The 20,059-nt window shown below is 65.5% G+C and carries 13 protein-coding genes; 2 read left to right on the forward strand and 11 right to left on the reverse strand.

The features are described 5' to 3' along the window. The first annotated feature begins 9 nt into the window (after positions 1-9). Entirely contained in the window at positions 10-2,664 is a 2,655-nt protein-coding gene (pepN, locus tag J6595_RS04040; protein ID WP_209593165.1) for an aminopeptidase N, read from the forward strand. Positions 2,665-2,795: 131 nt separating this feature from the next. Further along, on the forward strand, positions 2,796-5,207 hold the full coding sequence (locus tag J6595_RS04045; protein ID WP_209593166.1) for a sensor histidine kinase: 2,412 nt from the start codon (positions 2,796-2,798) through the stop codon (positions 5,205-5,207). 87 nt (positions 5,208-5,294) lie between these two features. On the opposite strand, the gene J6595_RS04050 is transcribed toward J6595_RS04045, so the two are convergent. The 11 genes from J6595_RS04050 to J6595_RS04100 all read right to left on the reverse strand — a co-directional run bounded on the left by J6595_RS04050 (position 5,295) and on the right by J6595_RS04100 (position 19,996). Beyond that, positions 5,295-8,264 (reverse strand): bifunctional [glutamine synthetase] adenylyltransferase/[glutamine synthetase]-adenylyl-L-tyrosine phosphorylase, encoded by a 2,970-nt coding sequence (locus J6595_RS04050; RefSeq protein WP_209593167.1) that lies wholly within the window; start codon positions 8,262-8,264, stop codon positions 5,295-5,297. Next, positions 8,257-9,675, reverse strand: coding sequence for a sensor histidine kinase (locus J6595_RS04055; RefSeq protein ID WP_209593168.1), 1,419 nt, complete (start codon positions 9,673-9,675; stop codon positions 8,257-8,259). The genes J6595_RS04050 and J6595_RS04055 overlap by 8 nt, the downstream gene beginning before the upstream one ends. A gap of 83 nt (positions 9,676-9,758) precedes the next feature. Beyond that, the gene (locus tag J6595_RS04060) at positions 9,759-10,481 is read right to left on the reverse strand and encodes a winged helix-turn-helix domain-containing protein (RefSeq protein ID WP_280890255.1); all 723 of its coding nucleotides are present in this window, start codon (positions 10,479-10,481) and stop codon (positions 9,759-9,761) included. 176 nt (positions 10,482-10,657) lie between these two features. After that, positions 10,658-12,184, reverse strand: coding sequence for a Do family serine endopeptidase (locus J6595_RS04065; protein WP_209593169.1), 1,527 nt, complete (start codon positions 12,182-12,184; stop codon positions 10,658-10,660). A 335-nt stretch (positions 12,185-12,519) separates the two neighbouring features. Next, entirely contained in the window at positions 12,520-13,014 is a 495-nt protein-coding gene (locus J6595_RS04070; RefSeq protein WP_425342119.1) for a cytochrome c-type biogenesis protein, read from the reverse strand. A 5-nt stretch (positions 13,015-13,019) separates the two neighbouring features. After that, positions 13,020-15,020 carry a heme lyase CcmF/NrfE family subunit gene (locus J6595_RS04075; protein ID WP_209593170.1) on the reverse strand — a complete coding sequence of 667 codons (2,001 nt, stop codon included), beginning with the start codon at positions 15,018-15,020 and terminating at the stop codon, positions 13,020-13,022. Next, on the reverse strand, positions 15,017-15,514 hold the full coding sequence (gene ccmE / locus J6595_RS04080) for a cytochrome c maturation protein CcmE (protein ID WP_209593171.1): 498 nt from the start codon (positions 15,512-15,514) through the stop codon (positions 15,017-15,019). The genes J6595_RS04075 and ccmE overlap by 4 nt, the downstream gene beginning before the upstream one ends. Further along, a complete protein-coding gene (ccmI, locus tag J6595_RS04085) occupies positions 15,511-16,773 on the reverse strand; it encodes a c-type cytochrome biogenesis protein CcmI (RefSeq protein ID WP_209593172.1) in 1,263 nt (420 codons plus the stop codon). Before ccmI ends, ccmE begins: the two co-directional genes overlap by 4 nt. A gap of 385 nt (positions 16,774-17,158) precedes the next feature. After that, positions 17,159-17,560 carry a hypothetical protein gene (locus J6595_RS04090; RefSeq protein ID WP_209593173.1) on the reverse strand — a complete coding sequence of 134 codons (402 nt, stop codon included), beginning with the start codon at positions 17,558-17,560 and terminating at the stop codon, positions 17,159-17,161. Between the two features lie 304 nt (positions 17,561-17,864). Further along, positions 17,865-19,169, reverse strand: coding sequence for an ATP-binding protein (locus J6595_RS04095; RefSeq protein ID WP_245197632.1), 1,305 nt, complete (start codon positions 19,167-19,169; stop codon positions 17,865-17,867). Positions 19,170-19,324: 155 nt separating this feature from the next. Then, positions 19,325-19,996, reverse strand: coding sequence for a response regulator transcription factor (locus J6595_RS04100; RefSeq protein ID WP_209593174.1), 672 nt, complete (start codon positions 19,994-19,996; stop codon positions 19,325-19,327). Positions 19,997-20,059 lie beyond the last annotated feature (63 nt).

Raw genomic sequence — 20,059 nt, forward strand, 5'->3', positions numbered from 1 at the left:
GACAGGACGATGCAGCGCACCGAGGACGGCCAGACCGTGAGACTTGTGGACTATCGACCGACGGACTTCGTCCTTCTCGGCGTCGCTATGACGCTCAAGCTGTTCGAAGGCCGTGCCGAGGTGCTCGCCCGGCTCAGCCTCGAGCGCCGGCCCGGCGTCTCGGCGAATGCCCCACTTCATCTCGACGGCGACGAGCTCGTTTTAGAGAGCCTTGTTCTGGATGGCGCGCCGCTTGCCCCCGAGACATACGAGGCGACGCCCGACCGGCTGATGGTGCGCGGCCTGCCCGAAAGCGGCCGCTTCGAACTGGCGGTCGAAACCCGGATCGCGCCCGAAGCCAATTCGAAGCTGATGGGCCTGTTTCGCTCGAACGGCATCTGGTGCACCCAGTGCGAGGCCGAGGGCTTCCGCCGCATCACCTATTTCCTCGACCGCCCGGACGTGCTTGCCCCGTACCGCGTGCGCATCGAGGCGGACAAGGCCGCAGCGCCGGTCCTTCTCGGCAACGGCAACCCGGTCGACAGCGGCGAGCTCGCAGACGGCCGGCACTACGCCGTCTGGGACGATCCCTTCAACAAGCCGTCCTATCTCTTCGCCGTCGTCGCGGGCGATCTCGACCTTCTGGCCGACGAATTCGTCACCATGAGTGGGCGCAAGGTCACCCTCGGCATCTACACCGAGAAAGGCCGCAGCGAGCAGGCGGGCTACGCCATGGATGCTCTGAAGCGCTCGATGGCCTGGGACGAGCGGCGGTTTGGCCGCGAATACGATCTCGACGTCTTCAACGTGGTCGCCATCGCCGATTTCAACATGGGCGCGATGGAGAACAAGGGCCTCAACGTCTTCAATCACAAATACGTCCTGCTCGACCCGGACATCGCGACGGATACCGATTATGCGGGCGTCGAGACGGTGATCGCCCACGAATATTTCCACAACTGGACCGGCAACCGGATCACCTGCCGCGACTGGTTCCAACTCTGCCTGAAGGAAGGGCTGACGGTCTTTCGGGACCAGGAGTTCTCCGCCGACGAGCGCGAGCGGACGGTGCAGCGGATCGGCTCGGTCCGCCGGCTGAAGGCCCATCAGTTTCCCGAGGATCAAGGGCCGCTGCAGCATCCAGTCCGCCCGGCGGAATATCGCGAGATCAACAACTTCTACACCGCCACCGTCTACGACAAGGGTGCCGAGCTCGTCCGCATGATCGCGACGATCGTCGGGCCGCAAGACTTCCGCAAGGGGATGGATCTTTATTTCGAGCGCCACGATGGCGAGGCGGCGACGATCGAGGATTTCATCACCTGCTTCGAGGACGCGGCGAAGACGGACCTGTCGCAATTCGCCCTGTGGTATGCCCAGGCAGGGACGCCGACCCTGACGGTCACCGAAAGCTGGGACGCCAAAGCCAGGCGCCACGAGGTGACGCTCAGACAGAGCCTTGCGCGCGGCACGGCCGGAACCGGCCTCGAACCGATGGTCCTGCCCGTGCGCTTCGGGCTCGTCGGCGGCAACGGCGAAGACAGCGTCGCAGACGGCCAGGTCGCGGGCTCGGCGAAGCTCAAGGACGACCTCATCGTCCTCACCGGGCGCGAGGCGACGATCACGTTCAACGACCTTCCCGACCGGCCATATCTGTCCATCTTGCGGGACTTTTCGGCGCCGGTCACGCTGGACCACGAGCAGAGCGAGGCCGCCCGGCTCGCCCTCGCCCGGCTCGACCCGAACCTTTTCAATCGCTGGCGCGCGCTCGACGACCTCGTCGCCGAGGCGATGACAACGGCGGCAAAGCGGGCTCCCGGCGACACCTCGCCGGCTCTCAAGCCGGTCGTCATCGAGGCGCTCATCGCCCTTGCCGGCGACGACGGCCTCGATCCGGCGTTCAGGGCCCAGGGTCTGGCGCTTCCCGGCGAATCGGACATCGCCCGACAGATTGCCGAGAATGTCGATCCGGACCGTGTGCATGAGGTGGTCGATGCGGCACGCGCGGCAATCGGCACCGCCGGGCATGCCGTCCTTGAGCGGCTGCGAGACGAATTCGCGTCTTCCAAGGAGTTCTCGCCGGACGCGGCCAGTGCCGGACGCCGGGCCCTGTCCAATGCCGCGCTCGGCTATATCAGCGCCGCCACCCGCGATCCCGGCCCGGCGATCGCCCAGTATCAGTCCGCGACCAACATGACCGATCGCAGCGCCGCCCTCGCGATCCTCGCCCACCGTTTCCCCGGTGATCCACAGACGGAACGGGCTCTCGACGATTTCTACAGACGCTACGAGGCGGACGATCTCGTCCTCGACAAATGGTTTACCCTGCAGGCCACCGCTCCCGCCCACGACACGCTGGAAACCGTCAAGCGCCTGGCCGCACATCCGCGCTTCACGATGCGCAATCCGAACCGGGTGCGCGCGCTCGTCGGAGCCTTCGCCGCGGCCAACCAGGTCGCGTTTCATCGCGCCGACGGCGCCGGCTACGAGTGGGTCGCAGAAAAGCTCGTCGCGCTCGACGGGATCAACCCGCAGGTTTCGGCGCGAACCGCGACCACGTTCCGCGCTTGGCGCAGTTTCGAACCGGGCCGGCGCGCGAAGCTTGAACAGACTCTGCGTCAAGTTTCTGAGACGAAAGGGCTTTCAAAGGATCTGCAGGATATTGTGGATCGTTCGCTAAAATGAGCGATGTATTCATTGAAAATTTTCCCAACCCGAGTCCGCCAGCTATGGACAAGGCGATTCGTGTCTGATCAATTCGTTGCGATTCGGTAATGCGGATACCGGGTCTTTGATGCGGCAACGAGGGATCATCGATGCGAGCGGACGCGTCCAGCGCACCGAACGGGGAAGGTGTGCTTGCATGGCTGAGATCCTTGCGCGGCGGGCGGCGCGACGCGGAGCGCCGATCGCCCTGGCGGGGAGATGACGGCAACGAGCCGACCGAGTGGCGCGCCCCTCGCTTTCTCGTCTCGCGCAAGGTCGTTCCCACTCTCGTCCTTCTCTTCCTCCTTACCCTTGCGGCAGCGCGTCTGAGCATCACGCTCGGCGACAGATACATCCATGTCGACGGGGCCAATCACAGCCTGTCGACGATCACGGAGCTCTTGAGCACGAACCTCAAGCTCATGGCGGCGAACGGCGCGCCGTTCGACCCTGCGAGCTTCGTCAACGGCCTGTCCGACCGTAAGGTCCTGCCCGCCAACGTTCTGCTTTTCGTCACCGACCGGGACGGCATGATCCTCGCGTCCATCCCGGAGGACGCGTCGCGCATCGGCACGAGCGTCTACAATCTCGTCTCGGATCCAAGAGAGCTCCTAGCGGTCGAGGAAGCTCGCAGGATCCACGACATCGGCTTCATGGGCGACAGGGCGATCGCCGCCTCGGCTGCATTGCCGAGCGACGAAGGCCGGATCAACGTGTTCTGGCCCGAGAAAGACTTTCTGGCCGGCTGGCGTCAGAAGACCGCGATCAGCGTCTCGCTCTTCGTTCTGACCGGGACCATCCTGCTTCTCGTCCTCAATGCCTATTTCCGCCAGTCGCGCCGCGCGGAGAATTTCAGCGGACTCTTCGCCGAGGCCCACCAGCGCGTCGACATGGCCCTGTCACGCGGGAAATGCGGCCTGTGGGACTGGGACATCGGCCGCGGTCAGATGTACTGGTCACGCTCCATGTACGAGATCCTCGGCATGGAGCCGACGGATGGCGTCATTCCCTTCTCCGAGATCGCGCCCCTGATGCATCCCGACGATGGCGGCCTCTTCCATGTCGCACGCAGCGTCGCCGAAGGCCGAATCGACCACCTCGATCAGATGTTCCGCATGCGCCGCGCCGACGGGGAATATGTCTGGATTCGCGGCCGGGCCAATGTGACCCACGGCGCCGACGGCGACATTCACCTGATCGGCATCGCCGTCGATGTCAGCGAACAACGGGAGCTGGCGCGTCGCACCGACGAAGCCAACCACCGGCTCAAGAACACGATCGAGAACATCTCCGAGACCTTCCTGCTCTGCGATAGCGAGGGCAAGGTGGTCATCTGCAACTCGATCTACCGCAAGACCTTCGGTCTCGACGAGGAGGACGTCGCCCCAGGCACGCCGATCGACAAGGTGCTTCGCAAGGCGCGGCGGCCGATCCGGGCGATCACTCTCGATTCCGGCGACGCGGGCCCAGGCGAGAGCGCCGAAGAAGCACAGATGCCGGACGGACGCTGGCTGCTGATCTCCGCGCGGCGCATGGTCGATGGCGGGACCGTGTGGGTCGGAACCGACATCACGCAGATCAAGCATCACAAAACCCTGACCATGGATTCCAAGCAGAAGCTTCTCGCGACCATCGCGAAGCTGGAAGCGGCGACGGAAGATGCCGAGCGCAAGGCTCATCAGCTGAGCGAGCTGAACGTCAGCTACATGGCCGAGAAGGAACGGGCCGAAAGCGCGTCCAGAGCCAAGACCGCCTTCCTCGCAAACATGTCGCACGAATTGCGCACGCCGCTGAATGCCATTCTGGGCTTCTCCGACATCATCCGCCAGCGGACATTCGGCGAGGTCGGAGAGCGATATGGCGAGTATGTCGACGACATCTACATGAGCGGCAGCCATCTTCTCAGAATGATCGACGACGTTCTCGAAATGGCGACGATCGAATCGGGCCGGCTCGAACTGATGTCGGAAGAGGTCGAGTTCAGCGACATCGTGCGCGAAAGCGCAGCCATGGTGGAGCCGCTGGCGCGCAAAAAGGGTATCGCCCTCACCATCGAGGCGCCGGAGACGCTCGCCTTGATTTCCGACCGCCGCGCGACGTCGCAGGTGGTTCTCAACCTCCTCTCCAATGCCGTGAAATTTGCCCCTGAGGCAGGTGAGGTCCGGCTGCGGCTGCGAAAGGTCGGGGATACCGCCTGCCTTTCGATCCTCGATAACGGTCCCGGCATCCCGAAGTCCGCTCTCGCGACCCTCGGCATGCCCTTCGCGCAGGTCGGTAGCGAACTGGTCCGGGCGAAATGCCACGGAACCGGCCTTGGCATCCCGATCGCCAAAGCCCTCGTCGCGCTTCACGGCGGACGCTTGCGCATCCTCTCGCAGCTGGGAAGCGGAACGCTGGTCAGTCTGCGCCTACCCGTGGAGTCGCTCGCGGCATCGACGCAAAAGCCCCAGAACGCGATCGCGCAGCCCGGAAAGAAGACCACGCGTCGCCGAACCGCCCGCATCTCGCGCGCCGCCGCTTGAGACGACAGAGAAGAGGCGAGCGCAACGTCGGTCCATGCGCCGGCAAGCGAGTGCCCCGGCGCCGGCACGCGGTCTTGGTCGAGCTGCCTACGTTTCGGCAGAGCCGACCACGGCCTTGAAGGCCGAGCGGACCTTGACCGTCTCTTTATCGAGGAAAGCTTCGATCGCCGAGGCGTTCGACAAGTCGATCGCCTCGGCGATCGCCCGGGCAAGCCCGGCGGGCAGATCCGCGGCCTTGCGAACGTCGGGTGAACCGAGGCGAAGTAACTGGATGATCCGGGTCAGGCCGGTCATCGACGTCGCCAGGGCCTTGCCATCGGCAGCGCCTCCGAAGTCGGCTGCCTCAAGAACGGCGCGGGTCGGCTCACCGCAAAGGTCGCGATCCGCCCGATCCGTCAAAAGCGCCCACTGCGCCAGAAATTCCAGATCGACCAGACCGCCCGGGCGCAGCTTCAGATCGAGGGGCCCGGAAGCGGGCTTGCCCGCCTCGATGCGCTGGCGCATCGCCGCAACCTCTTTCGACACCTTTGCCGGATCGTGGGGCGCGGCGACAATCTCCCGGATCGTTTGCGAGACCTCGACCATGAAGCTCTGATCCCCCGCAACGGTGCGCGCCCGCGTCAAAGCCATGCGCTCCCAGGTCCAGGCCTCGCCGTCCTGATAGCGGCGGAAGGCGTCGATATGGGTCGCCAGCGGCCCCTTGTTACCGGAAGGGCGCAAGCGGAAATCGACGTCGTAGAGAATGCCTTCGCGCATCGGCGCGGTCATCGCGGCGATCAGTCGCTGGGTCAGCCGCGCGAAGTAGAGACTCGGCGCGAGGGGGCGCTGTCCATTTGAGGCCTCGGCGTCCTCGTCGTGATCGTAGAACAGGATGAGATCGACGTCGGACCCTGCGGTCAGCTCCCGGCTGCCGAGCCGGCCCATACCGAGGATCGCGATGCGCCCGCCCGGCACGCGTCCGTGAACCGCCGCGAACGCCGCCTCGACGGCCGCGAGCGTCTCTTCCAGAACGACGTCGGCGATGTTGGAAAAGGCCGCGCCCGCCTCCCCGGGATCGACGACGCCGCTCAGCATCCGCGCGCCGACGAGGAAGCGCTGCTCGGAGGCGAAAATCCGAAGCCGTCCGAGCGCGTCCTCATAGTCGCGCGACAGGCCCATGAAGGTCGCAAGGCGGTCGCGCAGGAGATCCCGGTCGGGCAGCTCCTCCAGAAAGGCCGGGTCAAGGAGCGCGTCGAAGACATGCGGCCGCGCCGCGATGGTCTCGCGCAGGGTCGGCGCGCCGGTGATGATGTCGGCGAGAAGCTCCAGCATCTTGGGGTTCGAGGCGATCAGGGAGAAAAACTGGATGCCGGAGGGCAGACCGGACAGGAACCGGTCGAATGCGAGAAGCGCAGCGTCCGGATCGAGCGCCTTGCCGAACGCCTCGAGCAGGGCCGGCAGCACGGCGGCCAGGCGACTTCTCGCCGCCGCCGTGCGCGTCGAGCGGTAGCGACCGAGCGTCCAGCCGTGGACGACACGGGCAATGTCCGCCGGGCGCTCATAGCCGAAGCCCGCGATGGCGGCGATCGCTTCGTCATCGTCGCCCGATGCCGAAAGCCGCTTGAGCGCCGCTTCGATGGAGTGATCGGAAGCCTCGCTTCGCGTCCCGCTGAAGAGTTTGCCATAACGCCGGTCGACCCGTTGCAGGCACGGCAGCAGCGCGGCTGACAGAGCGGTCTCGTCGGCGAAGCCGGCAAGCCGCGCAACGGCACGCAGCTTTTCCGGTTCTTCAGGCAAGGTGTGGCTCTGCTCGTCCGCGACCATCTGGATGGCATGCTCGACACGGCGAAGCAGCCAGTAGTCGTCGGTCAGTTCCCGCGCCGTCGATGGATCGATCCAGCCGCCAGCGGCCAGCGCGCGCAGCGCGTCGTCGGTCCGGCGGACACGGAGTTTCGGCGCCCGTCCTCCGGCGATCAATTGCTGGGCCTGAGCGAAGAATTCGATCTCGCGGATGCCGCCATGGCCAAGCTTCACGTTGTGGCCGGCAATGCCGATGTCGTCGAAGCCGCGATGACGGTCGATGCGCTGCTTCATGTCCTGAATGGCGGCGACGGCGGAAAAGTCGAGATATTTGCGCCAGACGAAGGGCGTGATGTCCTTCAGGAACGCCTCAGCCGCCTCGCCGTCACCGGCGATCGGCCGGGCCTTGATCATCGCCGCCCGTTCCCAGTCGCGCCCCGAACCTTCGTAATAGGTCAGCGCCATCGCCGTCGAGATGGCCAGAGGCATCGCGCCCGGATCGGGGCGCAGGCGAAGGTCGGTCCGCGCCACATAGCCATCGCCGGTGCGCTCCGAGAGGATGCGCGAGAGCCGGCGAACCAGCCGCGACAGGATCTCCGGCGCATCCAGCGGATCGCTCGTCAGCGTGCGGGCATCGTCGTAGAAGACGACGATGTCGATATCGCTCGAATAGTTCAGCTCCTCGGCCCCGAGCTTGCCCATGCCGAGGACGAAGAGGCCAGAGCCCCTTTCCGGATCGCCCGGATCCGGAAGGCTGATCTTGCCGCTCGCATGAAGGTCTGCAAGGCAGAAGCGACAGGCGGCGGCAACCGCGGCGGCGGCGAAATCCGACAGGGCCCGGCATGTCTGTGCGGGGGCGGCCGCGCCGAAGACATCTGCAACGGCCAGAAACAGCGCCACCCGCCGCCGCGCCTCGCGCAGCTTGGCCATCAGCGTCTTTTCAGTGTCGTCACGCCCCGGCAGAGCGCCGACGCGATCGACCGTCTCACGGGTGAGATCGGCCGGAGAGCGCTCGATCAGCTCCTCCAGCCATTCGGGATTGCGAAGCGAAATCGCGCACAGATGAGGTGAGAGGTCGAGGATGGCAACGAGCCGATCGGCATCGGTGTGATCGCTGTCGAGCAGCGCGCCGAGACGGGAGAGCTGCAGCTCCTCAGCCCTTGCCCGCAGATCCGCACGCCAACGTTTCGCGGTTTCTTCGTCGAGCGGGCGCGGATGGAACTCGCCGTCGATCAGAAAGCCTGCGTCGCCGGTTCGTCCCCTCTTCGCCTCACCCATCGCCTCGCTCGCCCGTCACCCGTTCGTCCCGCGGCACCTCCAGCCGGACGGCAAGGCCGGGGCCGGCGTCCTCGAGCACCAGTTTGCCACCATGCACCCTGGCGATCGCCTGCACCAGCGACAGGCCGAGTCCGGAGCCCGGCATCGACCGGCTCTGGTCGAGACGGTAGAACCGTTCGAGCACGCGGTCCCGCTTTTCGGCCGGTATCCCAGGCCCGTCGTCGCTGACGCCGAGCGACCAGATTCCCTCGCTCTTCGACAGGCGAACCACGATACGGGTCTTTTGCTCCGTGTTCGTCGCATATTTCAGGGCGTTGTCGACGAGGTTGGAGAGTGCCTGGGCGATGAGTTCCCGGCTGGCATAGACATGCAGGCTTGCGGGCGCTTCGAGCACGAGTTCGGCATTGGCGTCTTCGGCCAGGGGCTCGTAGAGATCGACCACATCGGCGGCGATCGCGGCGAGTTCAATCTCGGACTTCAACACCTGATCGGACCCCGCTTCGACCCGCGAGATCATCAACAGCGCGTCGAATGTGCGGATCATCTGGTCGCATTCGGCGATCATCTGCTCCATGACCTCGCGCGCCTCACCCGCATTCGGCGGCGCCGAGAGCGCGCCCTCCGCACGGGTTCGAAGCCGCGTCAAAGGCGTTCGAAGATCGTGGGCGATGTTGTCGGACACCTGCTGCAGCCCCTCCTGAAGCAGGGAGATCCGGGCAAGCAGCGTGTTGAGATTGTCCGACAGACGGTCGAACTCGTCGCCGGCTCCGGTCACCGGGAGGCGTTCGGACAGATCACCCGACAGGATCCGGGCGCTCGCCCCGGTCACGCCATCGAGCCGCTTGAGAGCGCTGCGGCCGACGAAGAACCAGGCGATCAGCGCGGCGACCCCCATCAGCGCCAGCGCCAGGATCAGCGCGCTCTGGACGACGCCGCGAAAGCGCACCTGCTCGCTCTGGTCGCGCCCGACCAGAACGCGCATGCCGTTGGGAAGGCTGACGACTTCAGCGATCGCCAGGTGGTAGCGCTGGCCTTGCTCGTCGGAATAGCGCTCGTAGGAAAACGCATCCGGCGTCGGACCGGCGTCGTCGAGGACGCCGGCCTGCAGGCTTTCAACATTGCCGGCAATGATGCGGCCGCTGGCGTCGGTGACCAGATAGAGCGAGGCGCCGGGCTGGCGGGCGCGCCGATCGATCATGCGCACGAGGCCGACGATGCCGCTCTGCTGGTACACGCCGGCAAGATCGGCGAGTTCCTCGGAGATCGCCGCGCGGCTCTGATCCTCGACGATGGTCGATGCGGTCGCCGTGACATAGACGACGAGCACCACCGCGCAGACGGCAAAGAGCAGAAAGTAAACCGCCGAGAGCCGGACGGCGGTCATGCGCATCAGTGAACGGAAGCGTTCCATGGGTCCGAATATGTAGAGCGCTTCAAATTGCCATGAGGGGCGGTCTCGCCCGGTCCCGGCAGCGGCAATGGTTCAGGCGGCAATCAGTCTTCGGCGCGCATGATGTAGCCGGCGCCGCGCACCGTGTGCAGGATCGGCGTCGCGAAATCCCGCTCGATCTTCGAACGCAGGCGCGAAATATGGACGTCGATCACGTTGGTCTGCGGGTCGAAGTGATAGTCCCAGACGTTTTCCAGGAGCATCGTGCGGGTGACCACCTGGTTTGCGTGCTTCATCAGATATTCGAGCAGCCGGTATTCACGCGGCTGCAGCACGACCGGCTTGCCCGCACGGCGAACCTCGTGAGACAGGCGATCGAGCTCCAGATCGCCGACCCTATAGGACGTCTCGACATCCTTGGAGCCGCGCCGCCGGCCGAGAACCTCGATCCGGGCGAGAAGCTCGGAAATGGCGAAGGGCTTCGACAGATAGTCGTCGCCGCCGGCTCGCAGCCCCTTAACCCGGTCATCGACCTGCCCGAGGGCCGAGAGGATCAAGACCGGCGTCAGCTTGCCGGCGCCGCGCAACTGGGCGATCACCGACAGGCCGTCGAGCTTGGGAAGCATCCGGTCGACGATCAGGACGTCGTAGTCCCGCGTCTCTGCCGCGTGCAGCCCCGCCTCGCCGTCGGCCGTATGGTCGGCGACGTGTCCGGCCTCCTTGAGCGCCTTGACGAGATAGGAGGCGGCCTCCCGGTCGTCTTCGATGATGAGAATTCGCATGGACTCCGTCGATGTCGTGGCGGCTTCGGTTGCGGCTTCGGTCATGATTCAAGCCTCTAGATCGACGTGTTCGTGTCCAAAATCAATGTCACCGCCGACCTTTCGGCGGTCGGCGGCCATCTCCTGGCAGGGCGAGCACGCTGGATCCGCGCTCGCCGCGCTCTTCACGGCGCGAGGCGCAAGCGTCGTGCCTGCGCGCTCGCATCGGCCACAAGGGCCGATCAGCCCTTCGAGATCGGCAGGGCGACGAAGCGGTTCTGATCGCCCTGACGCAGCTGGAACAGGGCCGCCTTGCGGCCCGACTTGGCCGCGTCGGCAAGCGCCTCGCTGACGTCGCTGCGGCTCGTCACCGCCTTGCCGTTGACCGAGACGATCACGTCTCCGGGCTGCATGCCCTTCTCGGCTGCGGTCGAATCCGGGTCGATATCGGTCACGACGACACCGTCACCATCGTCCGAAGGGGTCAGCGTCAGGCCGTAGCCGGACAGCGACGACGGGCTGGTCGGCACGCGGCTCTTGCCGTTGTCACCGAGCGAGGCGGCCTCGTCGAGGCTGGCGAGATTGCCGAGCGTCACGTCGATGGTCCTGGCCTGGTTGTCGCGCCAGACCGTGATCTCGACCTTCTTGCCAGGGTGCTCATTGCCGATTTCGCGGGCGAGTTCACGCGGTCCGTCGACGGTCTCGCCATTGACCGCGGTGATCACGTCACCGGTCTTGATGCCGGCCTTGGAGGCCGGCGTCTCGTTGTCCGGCAGCGTCACGATGGCGCCCTTGGCGTCCGCGAGACCGACCGCTTCGGCGATGTCGTCGGTGACCGGCGCGATCTGCACGCCGAGCCAGCCGCGCTCCACCGAGCCGCGCTCTTTGAGCGACTGGATCACGTCCTTGGCGACCGATGCGGGGATCGCGAAAGCAATGCCGACATTGCCGCCCGAGGGCGAGAAGATCGCGGTGTTGATACCGATGACCTGGCCTTCGAGATTGAAGTCGGGACCACCGGAGTTGCCGCGATTGACCGCTGCGTCGATCTGCAGGAAGTCGTCATAGGGACCGGCGCCGATGTCACGGCCGCGGGCCGAGATGATGCCGGCCGTCACGGTGCCGCCGAGGCCGAAGGGGTTGCCGACGGCCACCACCCAGTCGCCGATGCGCACCTTGCTGTCGTCGCCCCAGCCCACATAGGTGAACTTGTGGTCCTTCGCATCGACCTTGAGAAGCGCCAGGTCGGTGCGCTTGTCGGTGCCGATCAGCTTGGCGTCGTATTCCTTGCCGTCATCCATGACGACGGTGTATTTCGAGCCGCCGTCGACGACGTGGTTGTTGGTGACGAGATAGCCGTCGTCGGAAATGAAGAAGCCCGAGCCCTGGGCCACCGCATGGCGCGGCACCTGTCGGCCGCGCGGCTCGGCACCCGGCATGCCGGGCATTCCGGGCATGCCGAAGAAGCGGCGCAGCGGATGGTCCCGTGGCAGGCCTTCGAAGGGGTTCTGCATCTGCTCGCTGCCGTCATCGGCGGCGGGCTTGATGTCCTCATCGACGCGAACCGAAACGACAGCCGGCGACACCTTGGCGACCACATCGGCAAAGCCGAAGCTCTGCTGCGGCGCATCGACATGGACCGGATCGGCGAGGACGGGAAGCGTTCCCGTGGCCATTCCGCCGGCCAGCGCTGCACCGGCCACACCGGCCGCAAGCGCGCCTGCGAAAAGGCGGCTGCGTTTCTTGCGAGGCTGAGTATCCTGCTGCATCTGGGTTCCTTTCAAGAATCCTCAAGAAATCCGGGAATGGTTCGACATCATTATCAAGTCGTCCCATTCGATGGGTTCAAATCTAGTAGCCTCTATCTTACGAGATTTTTTCGGCTGGATGAAAAGTCGGTAAGGTTGACGCGGATCTGACGTGCTGGCTTTTAGAGCCGTTTCAAAAATTTACTGTGGGACGCGTTCGACGTTGCGGCGGGCGATGCGTGAGCAAAGATCTACGGTACCGGCCCGAAAAATCGGAATCGATTTGTCGGAAAGCACGATGCGTGGATTCAACCGGTCAAAGCGTCCTTTGTGCGTCCAGTCGGACGCACGGCGCTCTAGCCGTGATCTGCCGTGATGCGGGCGATGGCCGCCTCCTCGGCGTCCGACAGTTCAGGCGGTGCCTTGGGTTTGCGCCGGCCGGCAACCGTGATGCCCGCAAGCGCGATGCCGCAGAAAAGAACGACCAGCGGCGTTGCCCACAGCGCAAGGGTCGCCCAGTCGAGGCGCGGCTTCAACAGGACGAATTCCCCGTAGCGCGACACGAGATAGTCGATCACCTCGTCGTCGGTATCGCCGGCCTTGATGCGCTCACGCACCAGCAGCCGAAGGTCCTTGGCGAGATCGGCGTTGGAATCGTCGATCGATTCGTTCTGGCAGACGAGGCATCGCAACCCCGCCGAAAGCCGGCGTGCCCGCGCCTCCAGCGCCGGGTCCTTCAGCATCTCGTCGGGATTGACGGCATAGGCCGGCGTAACGAGCGTGAGCTGCGGCGTCGCCGAGAACAAGGCGAACATCGCGGCAAGGACGAGGATCAGCCTGCGCGCGAACATCGTCGTCAGGCCCCAGCCCCGAGGGCCGCATCCCGGCCTGCCGCCTTGCGCCGGCTTCTGGTCGGTGCGCCGACCCGAAGGCGCCGGTCCGCCAGCGAGAAGACGCCCCCCAGGCCCATGAACACGGTCCCGATCCAGATCAGTGTCACGAAGGGTTTCCACCAGATCCGCACGACGATGGTCTGAAGGTCCGGCGAGGGGTCACCCAGCGAAAGATAGAGTTGCGAAAACCAGTGGGTCCAGATGCCGGATTCGGTGGTGGTCATCTGGCGGACCGGGAAGAACCGCTTGGAGGTCTCGATCTTCGTCATCTCGACACCGCCCTGGCGCACCGTGAAGGTCGCGGCCTGGGCGTCGAAATTCGGCCCGGGCCGTTGGTCGATCCGGTCGAAGGAGAGCGTATAGCCTGCGATCTCGGCGGTCTTGCCGGGCGCCATCGAGGTGATCAGCTCCTGCTGGAAGCTGGAAACCGAGACGATGCCGAGCAAGGTCACGCCGAGACCGAAATGGGCGAGCGTCGCACCGAAGGCCGAACTCGGCAGGCCGAGCAATCGCGACAGCCCGGTCCGCCATCCGACCTTGAGAAAGGCGGCCCGCAGGAAGAGATCGGTCAGGCTGCCGGCAAGAAGCCAGAATGCCAGTGCAAAGCCGAAGGCCGTCAGAACCCGCGTGCCGCCCGTGAAGGCGAGCACGCCGACGAGGGCCGCGAGCGCACAGCCGGCGGCGAAGTAGAGCCGCTGGGCCGCGCCGAGAAGATCGCCGCGCTTCCAGCCGAGCAGCGGGCCGAAGGGCACGGCGAAGAGAAGCGGCACCATCAACGGCCCGAAGGTCAGATCGAAGAAGGGTGCGCCGACGGAGATCTTCTGGCCTGCAACGACTTCCAGGACCAGCGGATAGAGGGTGCCGACCAGCACCGTCGCGGCGGCCGTCGTCAGGAACAGGTTGTTGAAGACCAGCGCGCCCTCCCGGCTGATCGGGGCGAACAACCCGCCGCCCGCCAGCGACGGAGCGCGCAGGGCGAAAAGAAACAGCGCGCCGCCGATGAACAGGCAGAGGATGCAAAGGATGAAGACGCCACGGGTCGGATCGGTGGCGAAGGCGTGAACCGAGGTGAGGACGCCGGATCTCACCAGGAAGGTGCCGAGCAGAGACAGCGAGAAGGTGAGGATGGCGAGAAGGATCGTCCAGATCTTCAACGCCGAGCGCTTCTCCATCACCAGCGCCGAATGCAGCAGCGCCGTTCCCGCGAGCCACGGCATGAAGGAGGCGTTCTCGACCGGGTCCCAGAACCACCAGCCGCCCCAGCCGAGCTCGTAATAGGCCCAGTAGGACCCCATGGCGATGCCGAGCGTCAGGAAGATCCAGGCGATCAGCGTCCAGGGCCGGACCCATCGCGCCCAGGCGGCATCGATCCGCCCGTCGATCAGGGCGGCGATGGCAAAGGAGAAGGCGATGGAGAAGCCGACATAGCCCAGATAGAGCATCGGCGGATGGATCGCGAGGCCGATATCCTGGAGGATCGGGTTGAGGTCCTGCCCCTCCATCGGCGCCGGGTCGAGCCGCTCGAAGGGGTTGGACGTCAAGAGAATGAAGAGGAGAAAGGCCGTGAGAATCCACGCCTGCACCGACAGGACGTTGGCCTTAAGCGTCGCCGGCAGGTCGCGGCCGAACAAAGCGACGAGCGAGCCGAAAAAGGCGAGGATCAGCACCCACAGGAGCATCGAGCCCTCGTGATTGCCCCAGGTGGAGGTGAACTTGTAGAGCAGCGGCTGCAGCGAGTTGGAGTTTTCTGCGACGTTCAGAACCGAGAAGTCGGAGGTGACGTAGGACGACATCAGGGCGGCAAAGGAAATGCCGATCAGCACGAAGCCGCCGGTGGCCGCGATCGCCCCGGTCTCCATCAGCCGTTCGTCGCCCTTCCTCGCACCGATGATCGGCAGCACCGATTGCACCATGGCGACGGCGAGCGACAGGACCAGCGCGAAATGGCCGATTTCGACGATCACGATCCGGCTCCCACTTGCGTTGCCGAAACCGTCTCCTGAGGTTTTTTCACGAGGCCCTTGCCGTCTTCCCAAAGGCCCCGCGCCTTGAGATCGTCGACGACCTCCTTCGGCATGTAGTTCTCGTCGTGTTTGGCAAGCACGGTATCGGCGGCAAAGACCCGGTCCGGCCCGAGCGTCCCCTCGGCGATCACCCCCTGCCCTTCGCGGAAGAGATCCGGCAAAATGCCGGTATAGGACACCGGAACGCTGTCGACCGTATCGGTGACGCGAAAGGTGATGTGGGAGGAGCCGTCGTCGCGCTTGACCGAACCGTCCTCGACCAGCCCGCCGAGCCTGATGCGCTGGGCGGGCCCAGGCGCATTGTTCACGAGATCGGTGGGCGACTGGAAATAGGCAACGGAACTCGACAGCGCCGTCAACACCAGGCCCAGGGCGCCGCCGACGACGACGAGCATTGCGCCGATCGAATACAATCGCTTGGCCTTGCGCGTCATTGTGTCGTCGCCTCCTCTCCCGTGGAGAGACCGATTTCGCCCGCAAAAGCGGCGATTTCGCGGGCCGCCGCCGAATTTGCCGGCAAGGCGTCGCGAGCCTGGGAAAGCGCCGTCTTCGCCTCCTCGGTCTTACCGAGCACCGTATAGGAGCGGATCAGCCGCTTCCAGCCCTCGACGTCGTCGGGATTCTGCTTCAGCCGTGCGGCAAGTTCCGAAACCATGCCCTCGATCATCGCCTGGCGGTCAGCCGGCGACATCTGTGAGGCGGCCGCGACGGTGGCCGCATCCGGCCCCTTGAAGGCGCCGCCGCTGCCTTCGTTCGCGCTCTGCCCGGCACCCGGGCCGCCGGCATTCGATGCGACGTCGCCGGACGGCGCGTCCGCCCCGGTCGGAGCATCCTTGCCGAGCCGCTGCCTAGCATCGGCGAGACCGGCCCGCGCGATCTTCAGCCACGGGGCGTTCTTCGGGCTTTGCGAGATCAGATCGCTCCAGCGGGTTTCGGCATCGGCCGCACGTTCTTCCTGCGAGGCGTCGAGGGCGAGGAAGAACTTTGCCGGCAGGTAAGCGGGATTGATCCCGACCGCCCGCTGGAAGGCCGCTTTCGCTTCGTCCGTCACTTCGCCGCCGGCGGTTTCGGTCAGCGCCTCACCGAGGCCGCCGAAACGGGTCGCCGAAGGGCCGTTGAGGGCGATCGACTGACGATAGGCTGCAACGGCGTCGGCCGGCCGGTTCATCCTGAGATAGATCGGAGCCAGAACGTCCCAGCCATTGCCGTCCTTCGGGTCCTGCTTCAGCCGCGCCTCGGCCTTTTCGACGAGGTTGGCGAGATCGAGATTTTCCTGTTGCGGCTGCGGCTGCTCACGAAACGCCAGCGGCTGGTCGGGGAGCTTCGGATCGCCGATCCGGCCGTAGAAAAGAAAGGCGGCGGCCGGCATCGCGACGACGACGACAGCGATGGCGGCAAGGACGGCCGGCCGGCGGGGGGTGTTGACGGCAGCGAATGCCTGTCCGGGCGCGGCAGCCCGCTCCGAGGCTCGCAACAGCCGCCGTCCGATCTCGGCGCGTGCCGAGGCTGCCTCGGCTTCGGCGATGGTGCCGCGCTCGAGATCACCATCGAGCTCGCGCAGTTGCGCGGCATAGACCTCGACGTCGTGCTCGGCTGCAGACCCTGCGCCAGATCCCCTTCGACGCACCAGCGGCCACAGGATGGCCAGGGTGACGACGGCCGTCATCGCGGCTGCAACAATCCAGAATACCATGCGCTACACTTACGCCCGCCACAGCCGCCGAACAATGCTTCGCCGTGACGCTCCCTTCCAGCCTTCGCGACGCTGATCTCCCCCGGTCAGCACCAAACCCGCCGCCCTGAAACCGCGACCGGTTTTCAGGCCGAGGCAGTTCCATCAATCACGGTGGCAGATCGCGCGTCGCAGATCACGCCCTTTGCGTGCGAACGAACGAGCCGCGTTCCGCGAGCGCCGATCGACGCCCTGCTGCCAAGCCCCTTGCCGCGAGGGCCCGAAGTCCTGCTGACAGCCTCTTTCCAATTAGCAGAGCCGGTGCTGGAAGCCCATTCAATTCGTCAGGAGGAGCGCGATCAGCCGGCAACGTCGATGCTGCGGGAAAATGACCAGCTCGTGCCGCTCAGGCGACGGGCTTCCAGAGCCCGTCCTTGGTCTTGCATGCCACGCCCGTCGCCTTGACGGGCTTGGCGCTCGTGGTGAGGAAGTGCGAATAGGCGCGGCAATCCTGCGAACCGACGCGATAGACCTGCGTCGGCACGACTTCGCCGCTATAGCCGTCCTCGCTCCAGCGCACCGGTTCGCCCGCCGGGCTGAATTGCAGGGCCTGGAATTCCGCTTCGACGGCCCTGGTCTTCACCTCATCCGGCATCGAAGCGGCAAAGGCCGTCTGGCCGACGAGCCCGCCACCGAGCGCTATCGCGCCGGACGAGAATGCGCTTTGGGTCGACGACTGTCCGATACCGAGACAGCCGCTCAGCGGCAGGATCGACAGAAGAACCGGAATCGCCGTTGCCAGTCGCATTGAAAGGTGCCCACCCGCGGGAGAAACGAGGCGCCGCTCCTCTGCGGCTCACTGAAAAGGGAGTTCCCTCTCCGGGAGCCGATGTCAAGGATTGCGGCGGCGATGCGGTGGGAACGAGCTTTGGCTGAAACCATGGCCGCGAACGCCCCGGAAGGCTCGATTTCGCGCAAGTTCGGCGGCAAAACTCCGGTCCAGCGCGCCTCGCCGCATCCCGTCGCTCGCCATACCATTTTCGCCAATGCGGCAAGTGGGTCACACCAGCCGACACCGTCCGGCGGTCGGCCAGGAGCGAAGCTGCGGGCCCTCACCTGATCCGCGGCAACATGACATTCACAGCAAGACCGCCGAGCTTTGAGGATCGAAGTTCCAGGCTCCCGCGGTACTCGCCGACGATATCGCGGACGATCGCAAGACCAAGGCCGCTGCCGGGCGTCGCCTCGTCGAGGCGCCGGCCGCGCTTGAGGGCTTCGCGTATTTCCGCGCTGGTCAGGCCGGGACCGTCGTCCTCGATCGAAACGGCGAAACGATCCGGGCCTTCGGGGCGGCAGGACAGCCTGATCCGGGCGTTCGCCCACTTGCCGGCATTGTCGAGAAGATTGCCGACCACCTCCTCGAGATCCTGCTTTTCGCCGGCAAAGACCAGATCGCCCGCCTCGTCGCCCTCAAACTCGACGTCGAGATGCGGATTGAGCTTCACGATGACCCGCACGATGCGCTCCAGCACGTCCTTGACGGGCGTACGGAAGACGACGCTCTGGGCCTGGGCCGCCATCCGGGCGCGATCGAGATAATGCTGCACCTGGCTGTTCATCCGAGCCGCCTGCTCCTCGACCACCCGGCCCTTTTCGTCGCCGATCGTCGCGGCTTCGTTGGTGAGGATGGCGATCGGCGTCTTCAGCGAATGGGCGAGATTGCCGACCTGGGTGCGCGAGCGCTCGACGATGCGTCGGTTGTTGTCGATGAGCGCGTTCATCTCGATCGCCAGCGGCTCGATCTCGACGGGAAAGCCGGTCTTCAGCCGCTCGGCCCGCCCCTCCCGGACGTCGGCGAGCGACTGGCGAACGCGTCCGAGCGGCCGCAGCGCCACGAGAATCACGATGACGTTGACGAGAACCGTGCCGAGCCCGACCGTGCCGAGGTAGAAGAGCAGCGTCCGGTCAAAGGCGGCGATGTCGTCCCGGACGGCGGACAGGCTTCCCATCACACGAAATCGCGCGGTATGGTTGTCCGAATCGAGAACGACTTCCGTCTCGATGACCTCCAGCGTTTCGCCGTCGAGGCCCGGCTCCTCGTAGGAGCGGCGATACATCTGGTCGAACGGCACGTCGGCGACCGATGCCTGCGGAACGGTCAGGAGGACCATGGAAGCCGATGTCAAGCGGCCCGAGGTGTTGCCGGTGGCGGGCAGCACCTCCCAGTACCAGCCGGAGAGCGGGCGCGCATAGCGCAGGTCGCCGAGGTCGGGATTTCCCTGAAGGACGCCGTCGGACGAAACGCTGACGGCGTTGACGAGGTTGTAGAGCTGCGCTCCGAGAAGGTTTTCGAAGCCCTGACGGGCCGTGCGCTCGTAAAGCGTCGAGATCAGCGCACCGGCGACAAACAGCGCCAGCACAGCCCACAGGCTGGTCAGGAAGATGACCCGCGACGTCAGCGAGCCCGGCTGCAGAAATGCCGTCGCGGCCGTTTTCACCCTGCCGATTGCGCGGCGGGCCCGCCGGCGACGCAGGCCCTGGCGGCGCGGGTTCGCGGTTGGGCGCGCAGGGCTCAGCCCTCGCCTCCCGTGTGCGACATGCGATAGCCCTGCCCCCGGATCGTCTCGATCAGATCGAGGCCGAGCTTCTTGCGCAAGCGCCCGACGAAGACCTCGATCGTGTTGGAGTCACGGTCGAAATCCTGATCGTACAGATGCTCGATCAGCTCGGTTCTGGATACGACCGCGTCCTGATGGTGCATCAGATAGTCGAGCAGCCGGTATTCGTGCGAGGTGAGCTTCAACGGCATGCCCGAGACAGTCACCCTCGACGTCCGCGTGTCGAGGCGGACCGGGCCGCACAGGATTTCCGAAGACGCATGGCCGGCGGCACGGCGGATCAGGGCCCGCACCCTCGCCAAAACTTCCTCGACATGAAACGGCTTCGTCACATAGTCGTCCGCGCCCGCGTCGATCCCGGCGACCTTGTCGCTCCAGCGGTCCCTGGCGGTGAGAATCAGCACCGGCATCGACCGGTTCTCGCGCCGCCAGCGCTCCAGGACGCTGATGCCGTCCATCTGCGGCAGACCGATGTCGAGAACGACGAGATCGTAAGGCTCGGTATCGCCGAGAAAATGCCCCTCCTCGCCGTCGAAGGCACGATCGACGACATAGCCGGCGCCGCTGAGTGCTTCGCTGAGCTGGCGGTTCAAGGTCTCGTCGTCCTCGACGATCAGAATACGCATCGCTCTCGTTTCATCGTTTCGTCGCGGTTCCCGCGGGGCTGGCCCGTCCCGGGACAGGCCCAA

The sequence above is a fragment of the Jiella mangrovi genome (genome assembly GCF_017815135.1).
GTDB lineage: Bacteria > Pseudomonadota > Alphaproteobacteria > Rhizobiales > Rhizobiaceae > Jiella > Jiella mangrovi.

Excerpts from the sequence above, each read along its gene's own strand:
- pepN (WP_209593165.1), top strand. The coding sequence starts at position 10 with ATGCAGCGCACCGAGGACGGCCAGACCGTGAGACTTGTGGACTATCGA.
- J6595_RS04045 (WP_209593166.1), top strand. The coding sequence starts at position 2,796 with ATGCGAGCGGACGCGTCCAGCGCACCGAACGGGGAAGGTGTGCTTGCA.
- J6595_RS04050 (WP_209593167.1), bottom strand. The coding sequence starts at position 8,264 with ATGGGTGAGGCGAAGAGGGGACGAACCGGCGACGCAGGCTTTCTGATC.
- J6595_RS04055 (WP_209593168.1), bottom strand. The coding sequence starts at position 9,675 with ATGGAACGCTTCCGTTCACTGATGCGCATGACCGCCGTCCGGCTCTCG.
- J6595_RS04060 (WP_280890255.1), bottom strand. The coding sequence starts at position 10,481 with ATGACCGAAGCCGCAACCGAAGCCGCCACGACATCGACGGAGTCCATG.
- J6595_RS04065 (WP_209593169.1), bottom strand. The coding sequence starts at position 12,184 with ATGCAGCAGGATACTCAGCCTCGCAAGAAACGCAGCCGCCTTTTCGCA.
- J6595_RS04070 (WP_425342119.1), bottom strand. The coding sequence starts at position 13,014 with ATGTTCGCGCGCAGGCTGATCCTCGTCCTTGCCGCGATGTTCGCCTTG.
- ccmE (WP_209593171.1), bottom strand. The coding sequence starts at position 15,514 with ATGACGCGCAAGGCCAAGCGATTGTATTCGATCGGCGCAATGCTCGTC.
- ccmI (WP_209593172.1), bottom strand. The coding sequence starts at position 16,773 with ATGGTATTCTGGATTGTTGCAGCCGCGATGACGGCCGTCGTCACCCTG.
- J6595_RS04090 (WP_209593173.1), bottom strand. The coding sequence starts at position 17,560 with ATGCGACTGGCAACGGCGATTCCGGTTCTTCTGTCGATCCTGCCGCTG.
- J6595_RS04100 (WP_209593174.1), bottom strand. The coding sequence starts at position 19,996 with ATGCGTATTCTGATCGTCGAGGACGACGAGACCTTGAACCGCCAGCTC.